Here is a 20,984-nt window from a genome sequence, read left to right on the forward strand (position 1 = left end):
GTGACGCGCAACCGCGTGCCAAGCAGTCCACAAAAAAACCCGCCTCCTGCGAGGCGGGTCGTGGGTCTCAACGAGTGCTGATCAGGCGTCGTAGTACATGGTGAATTCGTGGGGGTGAGGACGCTGACGCAGCTGCTGAACCTCTTCGTATTTGAGGTCAATCCAGTTGTCGATGAAGTCGTCGCTGAACACTCCGCCAGCGGTGAGGAAGCCACGATCGGCATTCAAAGCTTCCAAGGCACCATTCAGGGAAGCCGGGACCGTTGCGATCTTCGAAAGCTCTTCAGCAGGAAGTTCGAACAAATCGCGATCTTCGCCGTCGCCGGGATCGATCTGGTTCTTGATGCCATCCAGGCCAGCCATCATCATGGCGCTGAAGGCCAGATATGGATTGGCTAGGGCATCACCGGAACGGAATTCGAGGCGCTTGGCTTTGGGGCTTGGGCCGGTGAGAGGAATTCTCACAGCGGCGGAACGGTTGCCCTCCGAGTACACAAGGTTCACTGGAGCTTCGAAGCCGGGCACCAGACGCTTGTAGCTGTTGGTGGTGGGGTTGGTGAAGGCCAGGAAGGCCGGAGCGTGCTTGAGGATGCCGCCGATGTACCAGCGGGCGGTCTGCGACAGGTTCGCGTAGGTGCCTTCGCCGAAGAAGAGTGGCTGACCACCTTTCCAGAGGCTCTGGTGCACATGCATGCCTGTGCCGTTGTCGTTGAACACCGGCTTGGGCATGAAGGTGGCTGTCTTGCCGTACTTCTTGGCCACGTTGCGCACGACGTACTTGTACGTCATGACGTTGTCGGCTGCCTGGATTAGCTCAGCGAATTTCATGCCGAGCTCGTGCTGGCCTGCGCCGGCAACTTCGTGGTGGTGCTTCTCGGTGGGGATACCCAGTTGCCCCATCAGCAGAAGCATCTCGGAGCGGATGTCCTGGGCTGTGTCGTTGGGAGCAACGGGGAAGTACCCCTCTTTCACCTGAATTTTGTAGGCGAGGTTGCCGCCTTCCTCGATGCGACCCGTGTTCCAACCCGCCTCGATCGTGTCGACGCTGTAAAAGGATCCACCTTCGGCCGAGTTGTAGCGGACGTCGTCGAAGAGGAAGAATTCAGGCTCAGGACCGAAGAAGGCCATGTCGGCCAGTCCTGTGCTGGCGAGGTGATTCAAAGCACGCTGGGCCAGGGCGCGGGGACAGCGCTCATAGGGCTGACCGGTGCGCGGCTCCTGAATCGAGCAGATCATGCTCAGGGTTTTGTGCCGATAGAACGGATCAACCCAGGCCGTGTTGGCGTCGGGCACCATGGCCATGTCGGAGGCTTGGATGCCCTTCCATCCACGGATGGAGGAACCATCAAAGGCCAGGCCCTCAGTGAAGGATTCTTCCTCCAGTAGATCGGTGCAGACCGTTAGGTGCTGCCACTTTCCGTGCAAATCGGTGAATTTGAGGTCGATCAGTTCGATGCCTTCGTCCTTGATCTGGCGCAGGACGTCCTGGGGGGATTTCGACATAAGAAAGGACTGCTCGACTGAATTGTGCAGTGATGTGACCGTATAGAGCCACAAGTCACCATTTTGTATCAAGAGGTACGTTCCAGCTGCCTGGAGTCAACTGCGTAACCGTTTCTGTCAACTTGGCCGAAATGCAGGCCTGCCAAAGGATTTGCCCGCTTCAACGGTGTTAGCGTCCGCGGGGGATCCTCTGGAGATTCAGGTAAATGCGCGATGCAATCAGCGGTCTGATCGGTCGCTACGACCAACTGGGTCGTTATTTCGATCGTCCAGCGATCGACAGCATCAATGCGTATCTGGATGAATCCACGCTGCGGATTCAGGCTGTTGAGCTGATCAACGGTTCCGCCGCCGAAATTGTGCGTGAGGCCAGCCAGCGGCTGTTCCGGGATGAGCCCGACCTGCTCCTTCCTGGCGGAAACGCCTACACGACCCGTCGGCTCGCTGCCTGTCTGCGGGACATGGATTACTTCCTGCGCTACGCCAGCTATGCCCTGGTTGCCGGCGACAGCACGATTCTCAATGAGCGTGTTCTCAACGGGCTGGACGACACCTACAAGAGCCTTGGCGTTCCTACGGGCCCCACTGTTCGCAGCATTGTTTTGCTCGGGGAAGTCGTGGCGGAGATGCTTCTGGCGAACGGTGCGGCATCCGAGCAGCTCGCCACTGTTCTGCAGCCGTTCGATCACCTGGCCAAAGGCCTTGCTGAAACCAATGTGCGCCAACGTTGAACGCAAAAGTTCAGCGCAAGATTTGAACAGATTGCAATCGTGCAGCTCTCATCTCTTCCGAGGGGCATGACTGCGTAGGCTCATCACCACGAACCAATGATCAGGGCTTTGGCGACGACCAACTCTCTTCTTCCTGTTGACGATCGTCATCGCAAAGCTTTTGCACCGATCAGTACTCCAGATCGCCTGCTTCTGGGACCAGGTCCCTCGAACGCGCACCCGACGGTTCTGAAGGCGCTGTCGCGAACTCCCATCGGTCACCTTGATCCTCTTTACGTCGAGCTGATGGGAGAGGTGCAGGAACTTCTGCGCTACGCCTGGCAGACGGACAACCGACTCACGCTGCCAATGAGTGGTACCGGGAGTGCTGCCATGGAGGCAACCCTGGCCAACACCGTGGAACCTGGAGACACCGTTCTTGTTGCGGTGAAGGGATATTTCGGCCTCCGTCTGGCAGATATGGCGGGGCGTTACCGCGCTGATGTCAAAACCATTGAGAAGCCCTGGGGAGATTGGTTTTCTCTCGATGAACTCGAAGCGGCCCTGATCGAGCACAAGCCCGCGATCCTGGCGATGGTTCATGCCGAAACCTCCACGGGTGTCTGCCAACCCATGGACGGCATTGGCGATCTCTGCCGCAAGCACGACTGCTTGCTGCTGCTCGATACCGTCACGTCCTTGGGGGGAGTTCCGCTTTACATCGATGAGTGGAAGGTTGATCTCTCTTACAGCTGCAGCCAGAAGGGATTGAGCTGCCCTCCGGGCCTTGGACCCTTCACGATGGGCCCTCGCGCCGAAGCCAAGATGTCAGCGCGTCAGGGCAAGGTTCCCAATTGGTATCTCGATGTGTCCCTGCTTAATCAGTACTGGGGCAGTGATCGCGTCTACCACCACACGGCGCCGGTCAACATGAATTTCGGCATGCGCGAAGCCTTACGTCTGTTGGCTGAGGAAGGTCTAGATCAGGCCTGGGCCCGACACCGTAGCAATGCGGAATTGCTCTGGAGCGGCCTCGAAAGTCTCGGGCTTTCTATGCATGTTCCGGCCGACCGTCGACTGCCGACGCTCACCACTGTTCGCATCCCTGAAGGTGTGGATGGAAAGGCCTTCAGTCAGCACCTGCTGAACAACCACGGGATCGAGGTGGGCGGTGGTCTCGGCACGCTTGCTGGAAAAATCTGGCGAATCGGGCTGATGGGGTACAACTCCAACCCAGAAAATGTGAACCGTCTCCTCAACCTGTTTGAGACAGAGCTACCTCGCTTCAGCGGTTCTGAAGCCGCCGCTGCCTGAACCAGCGCTCCAGCTGCCCTCTCGCCTCAGCCTCCCGCACACCGCGCACCACCTCCATGTGATGGTGAGCACTGGCATGGGTGGAGAGGTCAAGGCTGCCCCCCAAACCACCGCGTTTAGGGTCCGATGCGGCATACACCACTGCTCCCATTCGGGCCTGCACCAAGGCTCCCGCACACATGGGGCAGGGCTCGAGGGTCACGATCAAGGTGCAGTCGTTGAATCTCCAATCGCCCTGCACCACCGCTGCCTGCCGTAACGCCACCAGTTCGGCATGCCCAAGGGGGTCCATATGGTTCTGGCGTCTGTTGCGTCCATGTCCGATGGCTTTCCCGTTCCCATCCAGGATCACCGCGGCAACTGGTACCTCTCCTTCCGCGCCAGTGGCCTCGGCCCGCTGGAGCAGAACGTCCATCCAGCGAGTCAAGTCATCCCGCTGATCCACCGCCGTTACACGCTGTCCTTTGAGCACCATCCCACGAGACGCGAAGATCACTGAAGTTCACGGGTCTCCGTTGCAAGCCTGTTCCGAGTCTCAGCACCCATCGGAGCGGCTCGCTCCGTTCGCCATCCCCTCGGCTGCAGACCCGGTCCTGAATGACTTCTTGCACCGCAGTTCAGATCTGCTCTGCCGTTGGATCGGCTCGGCTGAACGAACGGGCCCGGTGCCCTTGATGCGCCCTTTGCCTGAGGTGGCTCCCGGGCTGGAAGGAGCTGGTGTCGAATCACTCCTGAGTGATCTGCAGCAAGTGATGGATGGGGCCTACCAGCCGTCTCATCCTGGTGCCTTGGCTCATCTTGATCCGCCCCCTCTCACCGCATCCATTGCGGCGGAGATGGTTTGCGCGGGCTTGAACAACAATCTCCTGGCAGAGGAACTGTCTCCTGGGCTGACTGGCCTGGAACATGATCTCTGCCGCTGGTTCTGCCACAGGATTGGCTTGCCGGAAGGATCCGGAGGCGTTCTGGCGAGTGGTGGAACCCTGAGCAATCTCATGGCACTGGTCTCGGCTCGGGCCGCTTTGGGCTCGATGCAGCGGGATCCCGTGCTCCTTTGCAGCCAAGACACCCACGTCTCGATCAACAAGGCGGCAAGGGTGATGGGTCTGTCGGAGGATGCCCTCCAGACGATTTCAGTGGCCCCCGATGGCGGCCTCTGTCTTGACGCTTTGGGCGAGCGTTTGACAACACTGCAAGCCCAGGGCCGCCCTTGTCTGGCCGTGGTGGCCACCGCTGGGACAACCGTGCGTGGTGCCATTGATCCCCTCTCGGATCTTGCAGCTCTCTGTCGTGATGCAGGGGTCTGGTTGCATGTGGATGCAGCCATCGGCGGTGTGTTCGCCCTGAGCACCAGCCACGCATCTCTGATGCGCGGCATGGAGTTGGCGGATTCGATCACTCTGAATCCTCAGAAACTGCTGGGCATCACCAAAGCTTCATCGCTGCTGTTGCTGAGGGATCGCACCCACCTCCGCCAGGCCTTTTCAACAGGATTGCCCTACATGCAGGCGCCCAATGGGGTGGACCACGGTGGGGAGATCGGCTTGCAGGGAACCCGGCCCGCGGAGATCCTCAAGCTCTGGCTGGGCCTGCGTCAGCTGGGTGAGGCTGGGATTGAAGCGACCCTCAGTGGTGCCTTGCAACGGCGAAAGGCCTTTGCCTCCATGTTGGATCCCAACAAGCTGACGCTGTTGTCGGGAGACCTTCACCTTCTGGCGTTCCAGGCCAGGGAGGGGGGAATTGACGCTGCCGCTTGTTGGAGTGAAGAGACCCGCCAGATGCTTCTCTCTCACGGCTACATGCTCTCGAGACCCTTCTACGGCGACCGTTTCTGTCTTAAAGCGGTCTTGGGTAACCCGCACACCACAGCTCAGCATCTCAGCGACTTGTCCGATCGGCTGAATGCATCGCTGGCCTGAAGCCTGATCGTCCACAATCGCCCTCGTTTGAGGGGTCCCATGCCGGAACAGAAGCAGGGTTCACGTTGGGTTGCGATCGTCACCGGTGCGATTTCAGTGGCGATTGGTGTGATCTATCTGCTGCTGATCACGGTGCTGGATGCCCGGGGGCCGATGCTCCCCCCTCCTGCTGAGGCTCTGGCCGGGGCGGAAGGCGCCCCGCTGCCGACTGCTGAAGCGGTTCCACCACTTGCCGCATGGCACTGGCCAGAAAGCGCTGCAGCGAGAGTTCCCGCCGATTGAGTTCAAAGGCCTGTTGCACGACGGTCTGCATCCCGCCGTCGCCCCAGTCTTGGTCTTGTTCGAAGTAACGGATGAAGCTGCTGCCGGCAATTCGGGTGAGCCATGCGGTGACCACCCCCTGGAGCACCTGACCAAGAATCAGGGTGGGCAAACTCAGGCTGAGGCTGGTGCCCAGCAAGGACATGGCCCCTTTGACGATGCCCAACTTGCCCAGGGTTTGCCCGAGGGACATGGCCAAGTCTTTGGCACGATCCCGGGACATCTCAACCCCGTAGATCTTCGCCATTTCCAGAATCATCTGGGCATTCACTGCTGCGGTACTCAACAGATCCACCCCTGGCAGTGGATTGGCAGCGACGATCCCAGCGCCCATCCAGCTGTAACGGTCGATGCAGCGTTTGGCTTCCCGGGAGCGCTGGTCGTTCAACAGGTCACGACCGCGGCTGTCGAGGGACCGACACTGGAGAAGGATGTTGTCGGCAATCAATTCCTCACCCTCGGCATGAAGCACGCCGGCGAGGCGTTGCAACAGATCGCTGACGTCAGGCATCGGCTGCAGGGGCCGACGACCGGGTTGAGGAATCGATTGAGGAGATGCACTGCAGGCCACCACATCGGCAGTGTTGAGATGTCCCTGGCAACGGGATCGAAGCACCTGCAGAAGCCGTTTTTCCTCATCCACACCTCGTAAATCTCGCTTGTTCAGCACCAAGAGCAGCCGCTTGCCGAGGCCAGCAAGGGATTGCACAACGGCGAATTCCGAGGCTCGGAGATCACCGTCCACCACCACAATCAACAGGTCGGCGCGTACCGCCCGACGACGGGCCGTCTCCTCGCGGCTGAGGCCTTCCTCTCCCGCTTCAAGGATCCCTGGGGTGTCGACAAGTTGCAGACCACGCTCTAACCCTTTCAAACGCAGGCGGTAGGCACGGCTGGTTTTTGTGACGCCCATGGGGGCACCCACATCGCCGACCATTTCATTGAGCAGCGCACGGATGAGCGATGTCTTGCCGCTGGATCCGGTGCCGAACACAACAACCACCAGATCCCCTCGCTTCAGTTCGTCTGCGACGCGATCGCGTTCGTTTTGCAGACTCCGGCGGCTGATGTCGTCCTGGATGCGTTCGATCAAACGATCGACATGGCCCAGGCTTGTATTTGCGGCGTCCCGGCGGTTCTGAGGAGCGGCGGCTGGCTGCCGCGGGTGTTGAGGGGGGCGTGACTTCCAGCGTTTCCACATGGGCCAGCCCACCTGCATCACCACAGTCACCAGCAGCACAAGACCCAGCAGCAGAACCGGCGTAAGCAGCCAGGGAGGCAAGAAGTAACTCAGATCCCATAGCAGGCTGCGGATGGTTTGAACGGCTACACCGATCACCACAAGTGCCACAAAGGCAACTGCAAGACCGATGAGCAACTTGGTTTGACGTTTCATTCCTGCGTCACACCAGCCTCAGGGCAAGTTTGGGTCAGCCACGGCTGGTGTCACCACGACGGGTCCAGAGATCGATGCCGAAGCAGAGCACAGCGAGATTGATGGCGACATCGGCTCCGTTGAAGATCGGGAAGTCGATCGGTTCGAGTGCCAGAAAATCGACCACGTAACCCAGGCGCCAGCGATCGAGCCCGTTGCCCAGGGTGCCGCCAAGAAGCGCTGCTGAAGCAAGTGCTTGCCAAAACGGCAGGACCCGTTGTCGCCAGATCCAGAGAATCAGCCCGATGCCGACCCCCAAGCTGAGAAGTCCAAGGAGGGCAGTGGATCCCCGCAGCAGGCTGAAGGCGGCTCCAGTGTTGTGCACCAACTGCAGGGAGATCAGGTGCGGTAGCAGGGGAAGGGTGTGGCCATCCTGCAAAACGCTGGAGGCCACAGCCTTGCTGACCTGGTCCACCACAACGATGACAAGAGCAATGAGCAGGGTGGATTGACGCGGCAGGGTTCTGTTCATGACTCAATGATCAACAGCCGACGCAACACAACCGAGAGCAGTCCTGCACCGATGCAGAGCAGCATCTGTGCAGGCAATGGGCCGATGGAAAACTGCATCAGGAGCTCGAGAAATCCAAGCGTCCATCGACCCAAAATGGCCCCGATGGCGAGATTGAGGAGACCGCAGATCTGAAGAACCAGGAGCCCTGCAAGGGCGGACAGCGACTGTCTGGGCAGGTCGTTCATGCCGTCCTGCTGCGCCAGGCGACCGGTGAGCCAGGCCGCCGGAACAAAACCCGCCAGATAGCCGAAACCTGGTTCCAGCACGTAGCTCAGCCCGCCACCGCCATGGAACACCGGCAGGCTGAACAGTCCCAGGGTCAGATACCCAACGGCGGCCATCACACCGGCGCGCGGGCCGCTCACCATGGCGCAGAGGAGGAGGGCTGGCACCTGCCAGGTCACGGGCAGGGGCAGAACAATTGGTTCCGGCACAGGCAGATACATCGCTGCCGGTACAAGACCACCAATGAGGATGGCCAGCAGACCCGCCAGGGCACCACACCAGGAGGCGAGAGCCCTCACATCAATCCGTCAACTCGGCCCATCCTGCTCGACAATGCAGATCCTGCCCAGTTCAGATGACGGTATCGATTGGTGATCGCCTGCTCCTGAAGCAGCAGCTTCCTTTCCTGAAATCCGCTGATCCGATGCCGATGTTGCGTCCCCCGGATCTGGTGGCGGCCGGTGAAGTGGGTGAGGTGGTTGCGCTCCATCCGATGGACACGGTGGCCGTCCGCTTCCGTCGGGGCACGTTCCTGATTGCGCTCGACCGGCTGGATCCCGTGGATGCCGCTGAGGCGGACTAACCAGCAACACGGCTCTGCCAGCGTCGTGCGAGCTGCTCCAGTGCTCCGGAGGTTCCGCACAGGCTGAGCCGTGGTTCGCTGAGCCAGCGCGTTGCTGCATCGCGAACATCAGACGCTGTCAGTTGCGAAAGGGCATCAACACATCTCTGGTCATGATCTTCAGGGAGGCCCTGCGCCTTCAGCTGTACGCGCCGCTCAGCCCTTTGGGAGCAGGTCTGCAGTCCTTGGGCGAGCTGGCCGATGTACTTCGCTCTTGCGAGCTCAAGCTCTGCCTCGCTGAGGGGTTGCTCGCGCAGCTCCTCCCAGATCGTCAGCAGCAAGTCCAGGGCGAGGTTGGCTCGTTCCTCCACGCTTGACGCCATCAGCACAAAGGGTGCGGGGCCGGCCAAGGCAGGGAAGTGGGCTGCCACGTCGTAGGCCACGCCATGGTCTTCACGCAGGCGCTGGAACAGCACGCTCGACATCCCAACCCCTAGATGGCACTGCAACAGCCGTAAGGCCAGCTCATCCGGCTGGCCATGCCCCAACGTTGCCTGACCCAGCATCAGCACCACTTGTTCGGTGTCCATCGGTTCAAGGTGGATTGTTTCGGTGCCGACTCCTTCGGCGTAGGGGAGTCGGCTGGCGGAATCCTTGGCTCTGCCCTTAGGCCAGTTGCGGAAGTCCTCAAGCGAATGGAATTGATCGACAAGATTTTGCGGGACGCTGCCCGCAAGGGCGAGAACACTGGAGGCCTCTGGCAGCCGTTCGGCGAGGGGAAGCAGCACCTTCCGATCCAGGTCGATCAGCTCCTCGGTGATGCCCATAGGGTCATGGCCATAACCACCGCTGCCGTAGGTCAGTTGCCTCCAGCCGGTCGTGGCGCAATGGAAGGGGTCCTCCCTTTGCCGCTGTAGGGCCTGAATCGTGAGCGAACGTTCTAGGGCCACCTGATCGGGCTCAAGGTGAGGGGCTCGCACCATTTGCGCCAGTAGTGGCAAAAGATGCTCGGCATCTTCCACCGTGCAGCGCAGGCTCAGGATGAGGGCGTCTTCCTGGGCATCACAGCGCAGACCGGCGCCGCATCCCTCCACCAGGTCAGCCAGCTCAAGGTTGTTGTGATTTCCGCAGCCTCGGCTGAGCAGGGACGCCAGCAAGTCATGGGCTCCCCGAGCCCCAGCAGGGTCCTCTGCGCTGCCGAAAGGGAGCAGCAGTTTTGCGGCCAATATCCCCGGGGTTGCGACCGGTTCGACCAGTAGTTCGGGGTTGCTCATTCGTGCTCCGACTTGGCTTGGGCCGTCAGGACGAAGGCCTGTTCGGGTTGAAGCCTGGGAAACAGCTCCGAGCGCAGCCGCTCCGCTGTCCACGTTGGGAGGAAGGCAAGGGGGTGCAGCAGGTCTTGCTGACGGTTCCAGAGGGTCTGACTGGCACAGAGTCCTGAGACCTGACCCGTCGATTCCAACGCGTATCGGAGCCCATTGCTCACTAGCTGTTGACCCCGCTTCAGTTCCTGATCGGTGACAAGCTCGCGCGCCATGGTGCGCAACTCACGGGTGACCTCCTCTTCAACAGCGTCCAGATGCTCATCTGGGCAGATCACTTCCAGGGTGATCAGGCTCCCCTGCTCCAGAACCGAGAGGTCCATCGACACACTTTCAACGATCTGAAGCTCCTCTCTCAGGCGGTTGACGAGACGACTGCGTCGTCCCTCCCCCAGCAATGTCGTAGCGAGATCCGCCGCCATCACGCCGCCCTGATCCTGGGCCTTGGGGGCTTCCCAGAGCATCAGTAGGCGAGCTGATTCCAGGCGATCCACCGCGACGCTCTGGCGTCCGGGGTGCACGCTCAGAGGGGCTGACCGGGCTGAGGGGCCAGGGGCATTTCGGAGTCCGGCCAGAGCCGAGGAGCCAATAGCGGAGCGCAGCTCAGTGGATGCGGGGCCGGCCACCGCCAGGCAGCAGTTGGAACCGCGGTACTGCCGTTTGTGAAACGCCTCCATAGCGCCGGGGGTCATGGCCTCCAGACTGCGGGGCGTTCCAAGAATGGGGCGGCCATATGGGTGTTGGTCACAGCCTTTGCTGAGCAGTAGTTGCAGCACCTGCTCATTCGGCTGATCGGCGTATTGCGCGATCTCCTCCAGAACCACCCCCCGTTCTGTACTGAACCCGCCTGGATCGAGGCTCGGCTGCAGAACAAGTTCCAGCAGCAGATCCAACGCTTCGCGGGCCCGATCCGGTGGTGTCAGCACGTGAAAGTGGACGTCGTCAAACCCCGTGGCTGCATTGCTGCTGCCACCCAGGGCCTCGATCGCCTCATCGAAGGCCCCTGCGGCTAGCCGCTCACTTCCTTTAAAAACCATGTGCTCAAGGAAATGGGCCATTCCCTCTTCCCCGGGATGCTCACTGGCACTGCCTGCGCGGCACCAAAGATCGAGACAGGTCAAGGGTGCATCCGGCATCTCTGCCGTCACGCAGCGCACTCCGTTGGGGAGAGTCCAATGGTCCAGTGATGGGCCGGAGAACGGAATGTTCAGAACTGCGTGGCAAAGTTCCATTCTGTGCCTGCTTCTTCGATGCAGCCCAAGCCGCTGGCGCAACCGCCAGGACAGCATCCTCTTGTGCACGCCTTGGCAGCGTCGATTCGCAGTGCCTGGCAAGGATTACCCGGATTGGAGATCCTTCCCTGTGATGATGATTTGCGCTTCATCAAGGGGAAGCTCGATGGTGAAGGGCTGACGATCGGGAATGAACTCTTTCGCTGTGTCGGCCTTCGCAAATTGCATCTGGAGGTCGCGCGACTCGGGAACGGTCTTCAAATCCTCCACAGCGTTTGGTTCCCGGATCCCTGCTACGACCTGCCGATTTTCGGGGCTGACATCGTGGCCGGCCCGGCTGGCATCTCCGCCGCGATCGTCGATCTTTCTCCCACCTCAGGTGCCCTACCGGATCAGTTGCTGAATCGTCTCCAGGCCAAGCCCTGGCCTGCGTTTCGGCAGGTCCGGGACCTACCGGCGTGGGGATCAGCCATCTTCTCCAGAAAGGTCTGCTTCATTCGCCCGGATGGTGTGGAAGAGGAGACGGCCTTTCATGACCTGGTGAGCCACTACCTGCAGGTGATGGCAACAAGCGTGATCGAAGCGACTCCCGAACCGTCGACTGCTCTCACTACAGTTCGCCGATACGAGGGCCAGCTGAACTATTGCCTTCAGCAGAAACGCAACGACAAGACCCGACGCGTTCTCGAGAAGGCCTTCGATTCGGCTTGGGCCGATCGCTATATCGATTTGCTGCTCTTCGACAATCCACCCGAACCGTGATGAGTCCCAAGCGCTGGTCTGTTGTGGCTGGAAGTTTGGTCATCGCTGCAGTCGGCGCCTGGTTGCTTCGACCAAAGCCGGCCCCAACACCTGTTGTCCCCCCTGCTGAACGATCGGTTCGTTCGCAAGCCGTTGCCGCCTTGGGGCAACTTGAGCCTGCGGGCGACATTCGCAATTTGGCGGCTCCCAACGCGGGAATGGCGGGGACCCCGAGGGTTGCCTCACTTCAGGTGGACGAGGGAGATGCGATCAAGCAAGGCCAGGTTTTGGCGGCGTTTGATCACCGTGTTGGCCTCTTGGCAGACCTAGAGCGTGTTGACGCTGAGCTGAGAAGCCTGGACCAGGAGATCCGTCTTCAGGCCATTGAGGTTGAGCGTTTCACTCAAGCCGCGGACTGGGGAGCTGCTGAGTTGTCTTTGGTGGACAACAAGCGGGAGGAGCTGGTGCGCCTCCAGGGACAGCGGGATCAGGCCCTGGCTGAACGCAAGGGGTTCATGGCCGATCTCGAGCTGAGCCAGCTGATTTCTCCCATTGATGGTGTCGTGCTCAAGTTGCACGCCCGTGAAGGCGAGCGCCCTGGCGTGGAGGGAGTGATGGACGTGGGGGCCAACCAGGCGATGCAGGCCAGCATCGAGGTCTATGAATCCGATATCGCTCGGATTAGCCCCGACCAGTCCGTTCGCCTGACCAGTGAGAACGGTGGCTTCCGCGGTGAACTTATCGGGCGCGTGCTGCGCATTAGCCCGCAGGTGGAACAACGATCTGTTCTCTCCACCGATCCCACCGGCGATGCCGACGCCCGCGTTGTGGTCGTTGATGTGGTGCTCAACCCTGAAGATGCAGCCAAAGTCAGCCGTTTGGCTGGCTTGAAGGTGATTGCCCGCTTCGATCCATGAACCGGTTCTGGCGGGGGCGTCGGATTCCCCTCTCCTGGCTGTTGCTGACGCGCCAGCCCGTTCGCTTGCTGGTGGCACTTGCCGGCATCAGTTTTGCGGGAATTCTGATGTTCATGCAGCTCGGATTCCGTGATGGCCTCTTTGACGCCAGCGTCACGGCGCACCGGCTGTTCGATGCCGATGTCGTTCTGATCAGTCCCCGCTCCGCCAGCTCCGTGAGCATGGAAGCCTTTCCCAGGCGGCGGCTGGTTCAGACCCTGGCTGATCCCGATGTCGAGGGGGTGACCCCGGTGCACTGGGGGCTGATGCTCTGGCGCAACCCCGAGACGCGGCGCAACCGGTCAATCCTGGCCTTGGGCTTCAATCCCGATGACCCCTTCTTCGTCGACCCCTCCTTGGCTGAGAAAACTGACGCTCTCAAGCAGAAAGGACGGATCCTGTTTGATCAGCTGTCACGCCCTGAATTCGGACCCATTGCTGAGTGGTATCGCGATGGCCGGGTGGTGGAAACTGAGATCGCTGGCAACCGCGTCCGGGTGGCAGGTCTGGTGAGCCTGGGCACCAGCTTCGGTGCCGACGGCAATCTGCTTACGAGCACCGAGACGTTTCTCGATCTGATGCCTCAGAAGCCGCCTGGGGCGATCGAAGTGGGTCTGGTGCGGTTGAAGCCAGGAGCTGATCCTGAGCAGGTGGTGTCCCGATTAAGCCAGCGGCTGCCCAAGGATGTTTTGGTGTTAACCAAGCAAGGCTTCATCGATTTCGAGCAGAACTACTGGAAGAGCAGCACCTCCATCGGTTTCATCTTCACCCTCGGCGCTGCCATGGGGTTCGTTGTGGGCTGCGTGATCGTCTACCAGGTGCTGTACACCGATGTGAGTGATCACCTGCCGGAGTACGCCACCTTGATGGCGATGGGTTATCGCCTCAGCCATTTGTTGGGAGTGGTGGTCCGGGAGGGCTTCTATCTGGCGGTGATGGGGTACGTCCCCGCCTACATGGCCGGTCAGGGTCTGTACTGGTTCGTTCGTGACGCCACCAAGTTGCCCGTCGGCATGGATCTGTCCCGGGCGTTGACCGTTCTGGTGATGATCCTGGTGATGTGCATGTTGTCGTCGTTCCTGGCCATGCGTCGTCTCATTGATGCAGACCCTGCGGAGATCTTCTGATGGCCGCTGTTGTTGTCGACAACCTCTCCCATGCCTTCGGCCAGGGGGAGATGCGCCGCGAGGTTCTTCAGAACATCAGCTTCAGCATCGAGCCGGGCGAAGTGGTTTTGCTGACCGGACCCTCCGGCTGTGGCAAGACAACGCTGCTCACCTTGATCGGCGCCTTGCGGACGGTTCAGCAGGGCCAGGTGTCTGTGCTTGGGCAATCCCTGGATGGAGCCGGCCGTCGTCGTCGCCAGCAGGTGCGCCGACGCATTGGAATGATTTTTCAGGGGCACAACCTCCTGCGCTGCCTCACGGCTGAACAGAACGTGCAGATGGGAGCTGATCTTCTGCCTGATCTCAGTTACAGGGCCCGTCGGGATGAGGCCCGTCAGTGGCTCCGCTCCGTAGGCCTTGAGGACCACATGGCCAAAGTCCCCCATGACTTGTCTGGAGGCCAGAAGCAGCGGGTCGCCATTGCCCGTGCCCTTGCGGCTAATCCCAGGCTGCTCCTGGCGGACGAGCCCACAGCCGCCCTTGACAGCCGCACCGGCAGGGAGGTGGTGGAGCTGCTGCGCCGACTTGCGCGCGAACAGTCCTGTGCGGTGCTGATGGTGACCCATGATCCACGCATCGTTGATGTCGCCGATCGCGTGCTCCAGATGGAGGATGGGCGTCTGCTGAATGCCGTTGAGTAGACTCAGCGTTGATTCAAGAGCCCGCAGTTCCGCATGGCCAAGCGCAGAAACCTGAAGAAAGAGAAGCAGGAGCGGAACCGCGCCTACGCCCGCAAGTTCAAGAAGCGCAAGATGCGGAACGACGGCCGTGGTGAAGGCGCTGGCAATGGCGTGACCGGAACCGCCAACAATGGTGGCGCGGCGGACTGATCTGCCAAGCAATGTTCAGAAAAAAGGGGCCTTCGGGCCCCTTTTTTGTTGTTCGTAGTGTGGGTTCCTTCTGCATCGGCTGTCGCGATGTTCGTCAGCGTCGTTATTCCGACCTACAACCGACGCCCGATTCTCGAGAAATGCCTCTCGGCACTGGAAGATCAGCAGCTCGACGGTGCTCTGGATGATTACGAGGTTGTCGTGGTCGACGACGGCTCCACCGATGGAACGCCGTCGTGGCTGCGGCACCAGTCGGATCGTTTCCCCCATGTGCGTCTGATTGAGCAGGAGCATGGTGGTCCTGCGGAAGGGCGAAACCGGGGCGTCGATCATGCCCGTGGTGACGTCATTGTTTTTATCGACAGTGACCTGGTGGTCACAGAAACCTTTCTGGCGACCCACGCACTAGCCCTGAGGCAGTGCTGGCAGAAACGGGGTGATCGCCTTTGTTTCACCTATGGCGCTGTGATCAACACGGCCAACTTTGAGGCGCCCCGCTCCGAACGTCACAAGTTGAGGGACTTGTCTTGGGCCTATTTCGCTACGGGGAACGTGGCCATCGATCGGGCGGTGTTGGAGCGCTCAGGCCTGTTCGACACAGGTTTTCGCCTCTACGGCTGGGAGGATCTGGAACTTGGTGAGCGCCTTCGGCGGATGGGGGTTGAGTTGGTGAAGTGTCCTGCCGCTGTCGGCTATCACTGGCACCCTGCTCTGAGCCTCGATCAAATCCCCCGCCTTGTGGAAGTGGAGGGAGAACGGGCCCGCATGGGGCTGGTGTTCTTCCGCAAACATCCAACCCGGCGGGTGCGCCTGATCATCCAGTTCACCTGGTTCCATCGGATCCTCTGGGAGCTTCTCACTTTCGGGGGGCTGATTAATCCGTCCAGCCTTCGCCCCCTGCTCCGCTGGTTAATTCGTCATGGCTACCCGGGGACTGCAATGGAGCTGCTTCGTCTGCCTCTGAATCGCATCGGTGTGCGTGCCCTGTTCCGCGAAGCCAAAGCAGCTGGACTGCGTTGATCAACGTTTTGATACCTTCTATAGGTCCTTTCACTCCGCACACCTGCCCGTTTCGGGTGCACCGTGACACCAGCATCTGCTGGTTGTTCAGGTCCCTGGCAGGTGGAGGCGAACCCGAAACCCACAAACCATGGCTGTCGTCACCCTCGCCGAGATGATGGAGGCTGGTGCCCACTTTGGGCACCAGACCCGTCGTTGGAACCCCAAGATGTCGCGCTACATCTATTGCGCGCGCAATGGTGTTCACATCATTGATCTTGTGCAGACCGCTGTCTGCATGAACAACGCCTACAAGTGGACCCGTTCAGCTGCTCGCAGCGGCAAGCGCTTCCTTTTTGTTGGCACCAAGAAGCAAGCTTCTGAAGTGGTTGCTCTCGAAGCTGCCCGCTGCGGAGCCTCCTATGTGAACCAGCGCTGGTTGGGCGGAATGCTCACCAACTGGACCACGATGAAGGCCCGGATCGACCGTCTCAAGGATTTGGAGCGGATGGAATCCAGTGGCGCCATTGCCATGCGCCCCAAGAAAGAGGGTGCGGTGCTTCGTCGCGAACTTGAGCGTCTCCAGAAGTACCTGGGCGGTCTGAAGAACATGCGCCGTCTCCCCGACGTCGTGGTTCTGGTGGACCAACGCCGTGAGTCCAATGCGGTGCTTGAAGCCCGCAAGCTCGACATTCCCCTGGTGTCAATGCTCGACACCAACTGCGATCCGGACCTCTGCGAGGTTCCGATTCCCTGCAACGACGACGCTGTCCGTTCCGTTCAGCTTGTGCTGGGTCGTTTGGCCGACGCGATCAATGAAGGTCGCCACGGTTCCAACGATCAGCGTGGCGGCGACGCCGACGCCTGATCACCCTTTCCCTTCTCGACCTCGCCGTTCTCCGTCAACGGAGAACGGCGCATCCACCCTTTTCTTCCCTTCCGACCGATGGCTGCCGTATCCGCCAAGCTTGTCAAAGAACTCCGCGACAAGACCGGCGCGGGAATGATGGACTGCAAAAAGGCCCTGGCCGCAACGGATGGGGACACCAATAAAGCCGTTGAATGGCTTCGCCAGAAAGGCATCGCCAGCGCTGAAAAGAAATCAGGACGCACCGCTGCCGAGGGTGCGATCGGCAGTTACATCCACACCGGCGCCCGGGTGGGTGTGTTGATCGAAGTCAACTGCGAAACCGACTTCGTGGCTCGTGGCGACATGTTCCAGGAACTTCTTCGGGATGTGTCAATGCAAGTTGCGGCATGCCCCAACGTGGAATACGTCACCACCGACGAGATCCCCGACGAGATCCGTGAGCGCGAGAAGGCGATTGAGATGGGCCGAGACGACCTCGACGGAAAGCCTGAACAGATGAAGGAAAAGATCGTTGAAGGTCGGATTGGCAAGCGCCTCAAGGAACTCGCTCTGATGGAGCAACCCTTCATCAAAGACAGCTCAATCACCGTTGCTGATCTCGTCAAGCAGGCTGCCGGCAAGATCGGCGAGAACGTGAAGGTTCGTCGCTTCACCCGCTACACCCTTGGTGAGGGCATCGAGGTGGCGGAGAACGATTTCGCCGCTGAAGTGGCGTCCATGCAGAGCGCCGGCTGATTCCATTGTCCGACCCGGACGTCAGGCCTGCTTACGACCCGTCAGATCAGCTGGCGCGCCTTCAACGGTTGTGCCGGCTGCGGGCCATCGCCCTCTACCGGGAGCAGGCTCTCTATCTGCAGGTGCTGCGTGAGCTGCTTCCAGGAGCCACCCGTCAGGCTCTGTTTAATCTTCTCGGCGAGGTTGATCCTTCCCGATTTAGTCGGCTTCCAGACTCGACCCGCCAGAACTTCCATGCGTCGGTCAACAATCTGATTGAGCGCTGCAGCGTCCTGCTCACGGTGGAGCAGCTGATGCAGCTTGTTCAGCAGATGCAGCAAGAGCAGCGGCGCCAGCAGGCCCATGCCAGCCGAACCATGCTTCAGAACCTCGGCCGTCAGCCGTTGAACAGAGACGCTGCGTCCGAGTCGCCATCGTCTCCTCCGCAGCAGGACGAACCCAGTGGCTCGATTCAGTTGAGCCTGGCGTCCCCCCTCGATTCCCCCCAGGGAGATCCAGGTTCAGGTCCTGTTGTTGAACCTCTCCCTGAACAACCAGACAGCCAACCTTCAGGGGATCTTGACGTGCTCCGCTCGCTGTTCGAGCTGGCCGGTGATGCGATGCAGCAGGCACAAATGCCCGTCGAGGCCAGTGGCGCATTTGATCAGTCTGCTGAAGGCGACGACCACTTCCTTCCTCGTGAGCCGGATGCGCTTTTGCATTGGATCCAGGCCATGGATCAGGCACTTGAGCGACGGCTTCGCAACCTGTCCCACGCTGTGAATGTGCAGATGCTGCGCTCAGGGCTGGCCCAGACGCTTCTGCCCATCAGCCTTCTCGACGCCGTCCTGAAGGGTCAGGTGGAAACACAGCCAACGGCCACAAATGTGTTGCGTTTGCGGCTGCCTCTGGCCGTCGGTGATCTCGACCAGGGCATGGATGTTCTTTGTGTGCTCCTGCGCAGCAACGATCTGGAGTTCGACAGCCCACGACTGCGTCAGTGCCGCAAGCGTTTGCGCACTCACCACCATGCTCTGCTCACAATGGTTCGGCAGCAACGCCACTGGCAGCGTCGCTCCCTCGATCGTGAGGCCCGTACCCATTGGCAGACCCCATCCGATTCAACGCAGCAGCTGAGCGGGGACTGACCGGCGAGCAACTGTCGCTGTTGTTGGCATGGATGCTTCCCATCCAGCGTTCGCTGGGGTTGGAGGCCGACCGAGGCTTTCGGAACTTGCAGGGTCGCCAGCAGCGTTTTCACGACTTTCTGCAGCAGCAGCTTGCAGCCCCGCCGGCACTGCCCTTCCCTCAGGCCGTAACCGATCGGATGACCAGGCTCAGCGCTGGTTTCGCCGAGTATCCGGAGTTGGCTGATCCTGCCCGCCGGCGTCTGGTTACCGATGCTCGCCAGTGGCTGTATGAGCTGCGCCATCGTCTGGAACCCTCGGCCCCCATGGCACCGCCAAGGCTGAAGGTTCAGTCGTCCTCCAAGGCTGGAGAGGGCGCTCAACGGCCTGCGTCACCGTTGCAGCTCGATAGTCCGATCACGCAAATCCGTGGTGTGGGTCCGAAATTCGCCGCACGGCTGGCGTCGATCGGCCTGCTTCTGGTGCGCGACCTGCTGCGCTACTACCCCCGTGATCATGTCGACTACTCGGCGATGCGGCGTATTGAGGCGCTGGTGTTGGGGGAGACCGCCACGATTGTTGCCACGATCCGCCGCTGCAATGGATTTGTCAGCCCAAGGAACACCAATCTCGCCATCATTGAGCTCCAGCTCCAGGATCCGACAGGTCGCCTGAAGGTGAGTCGCTTCCTGGCTGGCAAACGCTTCAGTTCTCCGGCGTACCTCAAAGGTCAGCAGCGCCTTTACCCCGTTGGTGCCACCGTGGCCGTTAGTGGTCTGGTCAAGGACGGCCCCTACGGCATCACCTTCCAGGATCCGTTGATTGAGGTGTTGGACAGCCCCTCTTCTCCTGTGAAGTCCCCCAGCATCGGTCGTCTTCTGCCGGTGTACCCCCTCACCGAAGGGGTTGGTGCTGACCGTTTCCGCAGCTTGATTGATCAGGTCTTGCCCCTCGCGGCCACCTGGCTCGATCCCCTTCCTGCTGAGCTGCAACGGCGATTCGAGCTGGCGACATTGGCGGAAGCCTTGCAAGCGCTGCATGCGCCGAAGGATCGTGAAAGCCTCGATCGGGGCCGCCGCCGGCTGGTGTTCGATGAGTTTCTGCTCTTGCAGTTGGGCCTGTTAAGACGACGTCAGCTGCTGCGCTCTCGGACGGGGCCTGATCTCGATCTTCAGACCAGTGCCGATGGGCTTGTGGGGGAGTTCATGGACCTTCTTCCCTTCCGCTTCACCGCAGCCCAGCAACGTGTGTTTCAGGACATTGAAGCCGATCTCGGTCGCACCGAACCCATGGCCCGACTGGTGCAGGGGGATGTCGGTTCGGGAAAGACGGTGGTCGCCATTGCGGCGTTGCTCAGCACCATCGCCTCTGGTTGGCAGGGGGCCCTGATGGCCCCCACGGAGGTGCTGGCCGAGCAGCATTACCGCAATCTCTGCCAGTGGTTGCCTCAGCTTCACGTCAGCGTCGCCTTGTTGACGGGATCCACACCACGACCACGCCGCCGTCAGCTGTTGGATGACTTGGCCAATGGTTCTCTGAAGGTTCTTGTGGGGACCCATGCCCTTCTTGAGGATCCGGTCGTTTTCAATCGCTTGGGGCTTGTGGTGGTTGATGAACAACACCGCTTCGGCGTTCACCAACGGGATCGTCTGCTCAATAAGGGGTTGCAGCCCCACTTGCTCACCATGACAGCAACGCCGATCCCACGCACCCTGGCGTTGTCGATGCATGGGGATCTGGATGTCAGCCAGATCGATGAATTACCTCCAGGTCGCACACCGATTCGCACCTGCATGCTCACGGCCGGTAAGCGCGAGAAGGCCTATGAGCTGATCCGTGAGGAGGTGCAGCTTGGCCAGAGGGCCTATGTGGTCCTGCCGCTGGTGGATGAGTCGGAGAAACTCGAGCTTCGTTCGGCTGTTGAAGTTCATGCCGAGTTGGCCTCGGAGGTTTTCCCTGACTTGGCTGTCGGCCTCCTGCATGGTCGTCTTTCCAGTGTCGACAAGCAGGCGGTGTTGAACGCGTTCGCCACCGGTAAAACCCAGGTGCTGGTGTCGACCACGGTGGTGGAGGTGGGCGTGGATGTACCTGAGGCCAGCGTGATGGTGATCGACCATGCCGAGCGCTTTGGACTGGCGCAGTTGCATCAATTGCGGGGTCGCGTCGGTCGGGGCGCCGCCGCCTCCCACTGCCTGCTGATCAATGGCAGTTCCAATCCCTTGGCACGCCAGCGTCTGGATGTGCTGGTGCGCTCCACCGATGGTTTTGAGATCGCTGAGATGGATCTGCGTCTGCGCGGTCCTGGACAGGTGTTGGGGACCCGTCAGTCGGGCCTGCCCGATCTGGCCTTGGCCAGCCTTGCCGATGATGGTGCTGTTCTGGAGGATGCACGAACGGCGGCTCAGGAGCTGCTGAAACACGATCCAGACCTTGAACAGCTCCCGCTGCTGCGCAAGACCCTGGATGAGCAGCAGCGTCGCCTCAGCGGCGGCACCCCCCTGAACTGACCCATCCCCTCTCAAC

At 60.6% G+C, this 20,984-nt stretch carries 21 protein-coding genes; 14 read left to right on the plus strand and 7 right to left on the minus strand.

Annotated elements, in window-relative coordinates:
* Positions 1-81: 81 nt before the first annotated feature.
* The gene (gene glnA / locus FZX13_RS02345) at positions 82-1,503 is read right to left on the minus strand and encodes a type I glutamate--ammonia ligase (RefSeq protein WP_006849711.1); all 1,422 of its coding nucleotides are present in this window, start codon (positions 1,501-1,503) and stop codon (positions 82-84) included.
* A gap of 206 nt (positions 1,504-1,709) precedes the next feature.
* Between glnA and FZX13_RS02350 the strand changes: the two genes are divergently transcribed.
* Both FZX13_RS02350 and FZX13_RS02355 read left to right on the plus strand, forming a co-directional pair.
* Positions 1,710-2,234: an allophycocyanin subunit beta gene (locus FZX13_RS02350; RefSeq protein WP_115023308.1), complete on the plus strand. Its 525-nt coding sequence runs from the start codon at positions 1,710-1,712 to the stop codon at positions 2,232-2,234.
* Positions 2,235-2,330: 96 nt separating this feature from the next.
* Positions 2,331-3,527, plus strand: a complete 1,197-nt coding sequence (locus FZX13_RS02355) for an alanine--glyoxylate aminotransferase family protein (RefSeq protein ID WP_226406912.1) — start codon at positions 2,331-2,333, stop codon at positions 3,525-3,527.
* Here FZX13_RS02355 and FZX13_RS02360 read toward each other — a convergent pair.
* Positions 3,499-4,002 carry a nucleoside deaminase gene (locus tag FZX13_RS02360; RefSeq protein ID WP_226397775.1) on the minus strand — a complete coding sequence of 168 codons (504 nt, stop codon included), beginning with the start codon at positions 4,000-4,002 and terminating at the stop codon, positions 3,499-3,501. The two genes, FZX13_RS02355 and FZX13_RS02360, sit on opposite strands and share 29 nt — an antisense overlap.
* A 40-nt stretch (positions 4,003-4,042) precedes the next feature.
* On the opposite strand from FZX13_RS02360, the gene FZX13_RS02365 reads away from it, so the two are divergent.
* Positions 4,043-5,446 (plus strand): aminotransferase class V-fold PLP-dependent enzyme, encoded by a 1,404-nt coding sequence (locus tag FZX13_RS02365; RefSeq protein WP_226406914.1) that lies wholly within the window; start codon positions 4,043-4,045, stop codon positions 5,444-5,446.
* 127 nt (positions 5,447-5,573) lie between these two features.
* On the opposite strand, the gene FZX13_RS02370 is transcribed toward FZX13_RS02365, so the two are convergent.
* From FZX13_RS02370 to FZX13_RS02380, 3 genes are read right to left on the minus strand one after another with little or no spacing between them, the layout of a single operon-like run.
* Positions 5,574-7,163, minus strand: coding sequence for a YcjF family protein (locus FZX13_RS02370; protein WP_166018250.1), 1,590 nt, complete (start codon positions 7,161-7,163; stop codon positions 5,574-5,576).
* A gap of 34 nt (positions 7,164-7,197) precedes the next feature.
* Complete coding sequence (lspA, locus tag FZX13_RS02375; protein ID WP_166018252.1) at positions 7,198-7,674, minus strand: signal peptidase II; 477 nt, start codon at positions 7,672-7,674, stop codon at positions 7,198-7,200.
* On the minus strand, positions 7,671-8,240 hold the full coding sequence (locus tag FZX13_RS02380; RefSeq protein WP_115093777.1) for a biotin transporter BioY: 570 nt from the start codon (positions 8,238-8,240) through the stop codon (positions 7,671-7,673). Before FZX13_RS02380 ends, lspA begins: the two co-directional genes overlap by 4 nt.
* A gap of 56 nt (positions 8,241-8,296) precedes the next feature.
* On the opposite strand from FZX13_RS02380, the gene FZX13_RS02385 reads away from it, so the two are divergent.
* Entirely contained in the window at positions 8,297-8,524 is a 228-nt protein-coding gene (locus FZX13_RS02385; protein ID WP_226406916.1) for an NAD(P)H dehydrogenase assembly family protein, read from the plus strand.
* Here the strand turns inward: FZX13_RS02385 and FZX13_RS02390 are convergent.
* Together FZX13_RS02390 and FZX13_RS02395 are read right to left on the minus strand one after the other, a co-directional pair.
* Positions 8,521-9,777, minus strand: a complete 1,257-nt coding sequence (locus FZX13_RS02390; protein WP_226406918.1) for a pitrilysin family protein — start codon at positions 9,775-9,777, stop codon at positions 8,521-8,523. The two genes, FZX13_RS02385 and FZX13_RS02390, sit on opposite strands and share 4 nt — an antisense overlap.
* A complete protein-coding gene (locus tag FZX13_RS02395) occupies positions 9,774-11,057 on the minus strand; it encodes a pitrilysin family protein (protein WP_226406920.1) in 1,284 nt (427 codons plus the stop codon). Before FZX13_RS02395 ends, FZX13_RS02390 begins: the two co-directional genes overlap by 4 nt.
* Positions 11,058-11,075: 18 nt before the next feature.
* Here FZX13_RS02395 and FZX13_RS02400 point away from each other — a divergent pair, with 18 nt between their 5' ends.
* From FZX13_RS02400 to recG, 10 genes are all read left to right on the plus strand, one after another.
* Positions 11,076-11,819, plus strand: coding sequence for a phycocyanobilin:ferredoxin oxidoreductase (locus FZX13_RS02400; protein ID WP_226406941.1), 744 nt, complete (start codon positions 11,076-11,078; stop codon positions 11,817-11,819).
* Positions 11,819-12,715: an HlyD family efflux transporter periplasmic adaptor subunit gene (locus FZX13_RS02405; RefSeq protein ID WP_226406943.1), complete on the plus strand. Its 897-nt coding sequence runs from the start codon at positions 11,819-11,821 to the stop codon at positions 12,713-12,715. Before FZX13_RS02400 ends, FZX13_RS02405 begins: the two co-directional genes overlap by 1 nt.
* A complete protein-coding gene (devC, locus tag FZX13_RS02410; RefSeq protein WP_166018265.1) occupies positions 12,712-13,881 on the plus strand; it encodes an ABC transporter permease DevC in 1,170 nt (389 codons plus the stop codon). Before FZX13_RS02405 ends, devC begins: the two co-directional genes overlap by 4 nt.
* Positions 13,881-14,561, plus strand: coding sequence for a DevA family ABC transporter ATP-binding protein (locus FZX13_RS02415; RefSeq protein WP_226406945.1), 681 nt, complete (start codon positions 13,881-13,883; stop codon positions 14,559-14,561). The genes devC and FZX13_RS02415 overlap by 1 nt, the downstream gene beginning before the upstream one ends.
* 33 nt (positions 14,562-14,594) lie before the next feature.
* Positions 14,595-14,750 carry a hypothetical protein gene (locus FZX13_RS02420; protein ID WP_006850288.1) on the plus strand — a complete coding sequence of 52 codons (156 nt, stop codon included), beginning with the start codon at positions 14,595-14,597 and terminating at the stop codon, positions 14,748-14,750.
* An 87-nt stretch (positions 14,751-14,837) separates the two neighbouring features.
* Entirely contained in the window at positions 14,838-15,770 is a 933-nt protein-coding gene (locus tag FZX13_RS02425) for a glycosyltransferase family 2 protein (protein WP_166018269.1), read from the plus strand.
* Positions 15,771-15,900: 130 nt separating this feature from the next.
* The gene (gene rpsB, locus FZX13_RS02430; protein ID WP_115023287.1) at positions 15,901-16,617 is read left to right on the plus strand and encodes a 30S ribosomal protein S2; all 717 of its coding nucleotides are present in this window, start codon (positions 15,901-15,903) and stop codon (positions 16,615-16,617) included.
* A gap of 78 nt (positions 16,618-16,695) precedes the next feature.
* On the plus strand, positions 16,696-17,355 hold the full coding sequence (gene tsf, locus FZX13_RS02435) for a translation elongation factor Ts (protein WP_166018271.1): 660 nt from the start codon (positions 16,696-16,698) through the stop codon (positions 17,353-17,355).
* Between the two features lie 5 nt (positions 17,356-17,360).
* Positions 17,361-18,482: a hypothetical protein gene (locus FZX13_RS02440; protein WP_166018274.1), complete on the plus strand. Its 1,122-nt coding sequence runs from the start codon at positions 17,361-17,363 to the stop codon at positions 18,480-18,482.
* Positions 18,483-18,514: 32 nt separating this feature from the next.
* Complete coding sequence (recG, locus tag FZX13_RS02445) at positions 18,515-20,968, plus strand: ATP-dependent DNA helicase RecG (protein ID WP_226408225.1); 2,454 nt, start codon at positions 18,515-18,517, stop codon at positions 20,966-20,968.
* Positions 20,969-20,984: the final 16 nt, after the last annotated feature.

The sequence above is a fragment of the Synechococcus sp. MU1625 genome (assembly GCF_020514205.1).
GTDB lineage: Bacteria > Cyanobacteriota > Cyanobacteriia > PCC-6307 > Cyanobiaceae > Parasynechococcus.

Coding starts and splice junctions, on each gene's coding strand:
- lspA (WP_166018252.1), bottom strand. CDS start 7,674: ATGAACAGAACCCTGCCGCGTCAATCCACCCTGCTCATTGCTCTTGTC.
- FZX13_RS02420 (WP_006850288.1), top strand. CDS start 14,595: ATGGCCAAGCGCAGAAACCTGAAGAAAGAGAAGCAGGAGCGGAACCGC.
- FZX13_RS02395 (WP_226406920.1), bottom strand. CDS start 11,057: ATGGAACTTTGCCACGCAGTTCTGAACATTCCGTTCTCCGGCCCATCA.
- FZX13_RS02425 (WP_166018269.1), top strand. CDS start 14,838: ATGTTCGTCAGCGTCGTTATTCCGACCTACAACCGACGCCCGATTCTC.
- recG (WP_226408225.1), top strand. CDS start 18,515: ATGCTTCCCATCCAGCGTTCGCTGGGGTTGGAGGCCGACCGAGGCTTT.
- tsf (WP_166018271.1), top strand. CDS start 16,696: ATGGCTGCCGTATCCGCCAAGCTTGTCAAAGAACTCCGCGACAAGACC.
- FZX13_RS02390 (WP_226406918.1), bottom strand. CDS start 9,777: ATGAGCAACCCCGAACTACTGGTCGAACCGGTCGCAACCCCGGGGATA.
- FZX13_RS02350 (WP_115023308.1), top strand. CDS start 1,710: ATGCGCGATGCAATCAGCGGTCTGATCGGTCGCTACGACCAACTGGGT.
- devC (WP_166018265.1), top strand. CDS start 12,712: ATGAACCGGTTCTGGCGGGGGCGTCGGATTCCCCTCTCCTGGCTGTTG.
- FZX13_RS02415 (WP_226406945.1), top strand. CDS start 13,881: ATGGCCGCTGTTGTTGTCGACAACCTCTCCCATGCCTTCGGCCAGGGG.
- FZX13_RS02385 (WP_226406916.1), top strand. CDS start 8,297: ATGACGGTATCGATTGGTGATCGCCTGCTCCTGAAGCAGCAGCTTCCT.
- FZX13_RS02355 (WP_226406912.1), top strand. CDS start 2,331: ATGATCAGGGCTTTGGCGACGACCAACTCTCTTCTTCCTGTTGACGAT.
- FZX13_RS02405 (WP_226406943.1), top strand. CDS start 11,819: ATGAGTCCCAAGCGCTGGTCTGTTGTGGCTGGAAGTTTGGTCATCGCT.
- rpsB (WP_115023287.1), top strand. CDS start 15,901: ATGGCTGTCGTCACCCTCGCCGAGATGATGGAGGCTGGTGCCCACTTT.
- FZX13_RS02400 (WP_226406941.1), top strand. CDS start 11,076: ATGCAGCCCAAGCCGCTGGCGCAACCGCCAGGACAGCATCCTCTTGTG.
- FZX13_RS02360 (WP_226397775.1), bottom strand. CDS start 4,002: ATGGTGCTCAAAGGACAGCGTGTAACGGCGGTGGATCAGCGGGATGAC.
- FZX13_RS02370 (WP_166018250.1), bottom strand. CDS start 7,163: ATGAAACGTCAAACCAAGTTGCTCATCGGTCTTGCAGTTGCCTTTGTG.
- glnA (WP_006849711.1), bottom strand. CDS start 1,503: ATGTCGAAATCCCCCCAGGACGTCCTGCGCCAGATCAAGGACGAAGGC.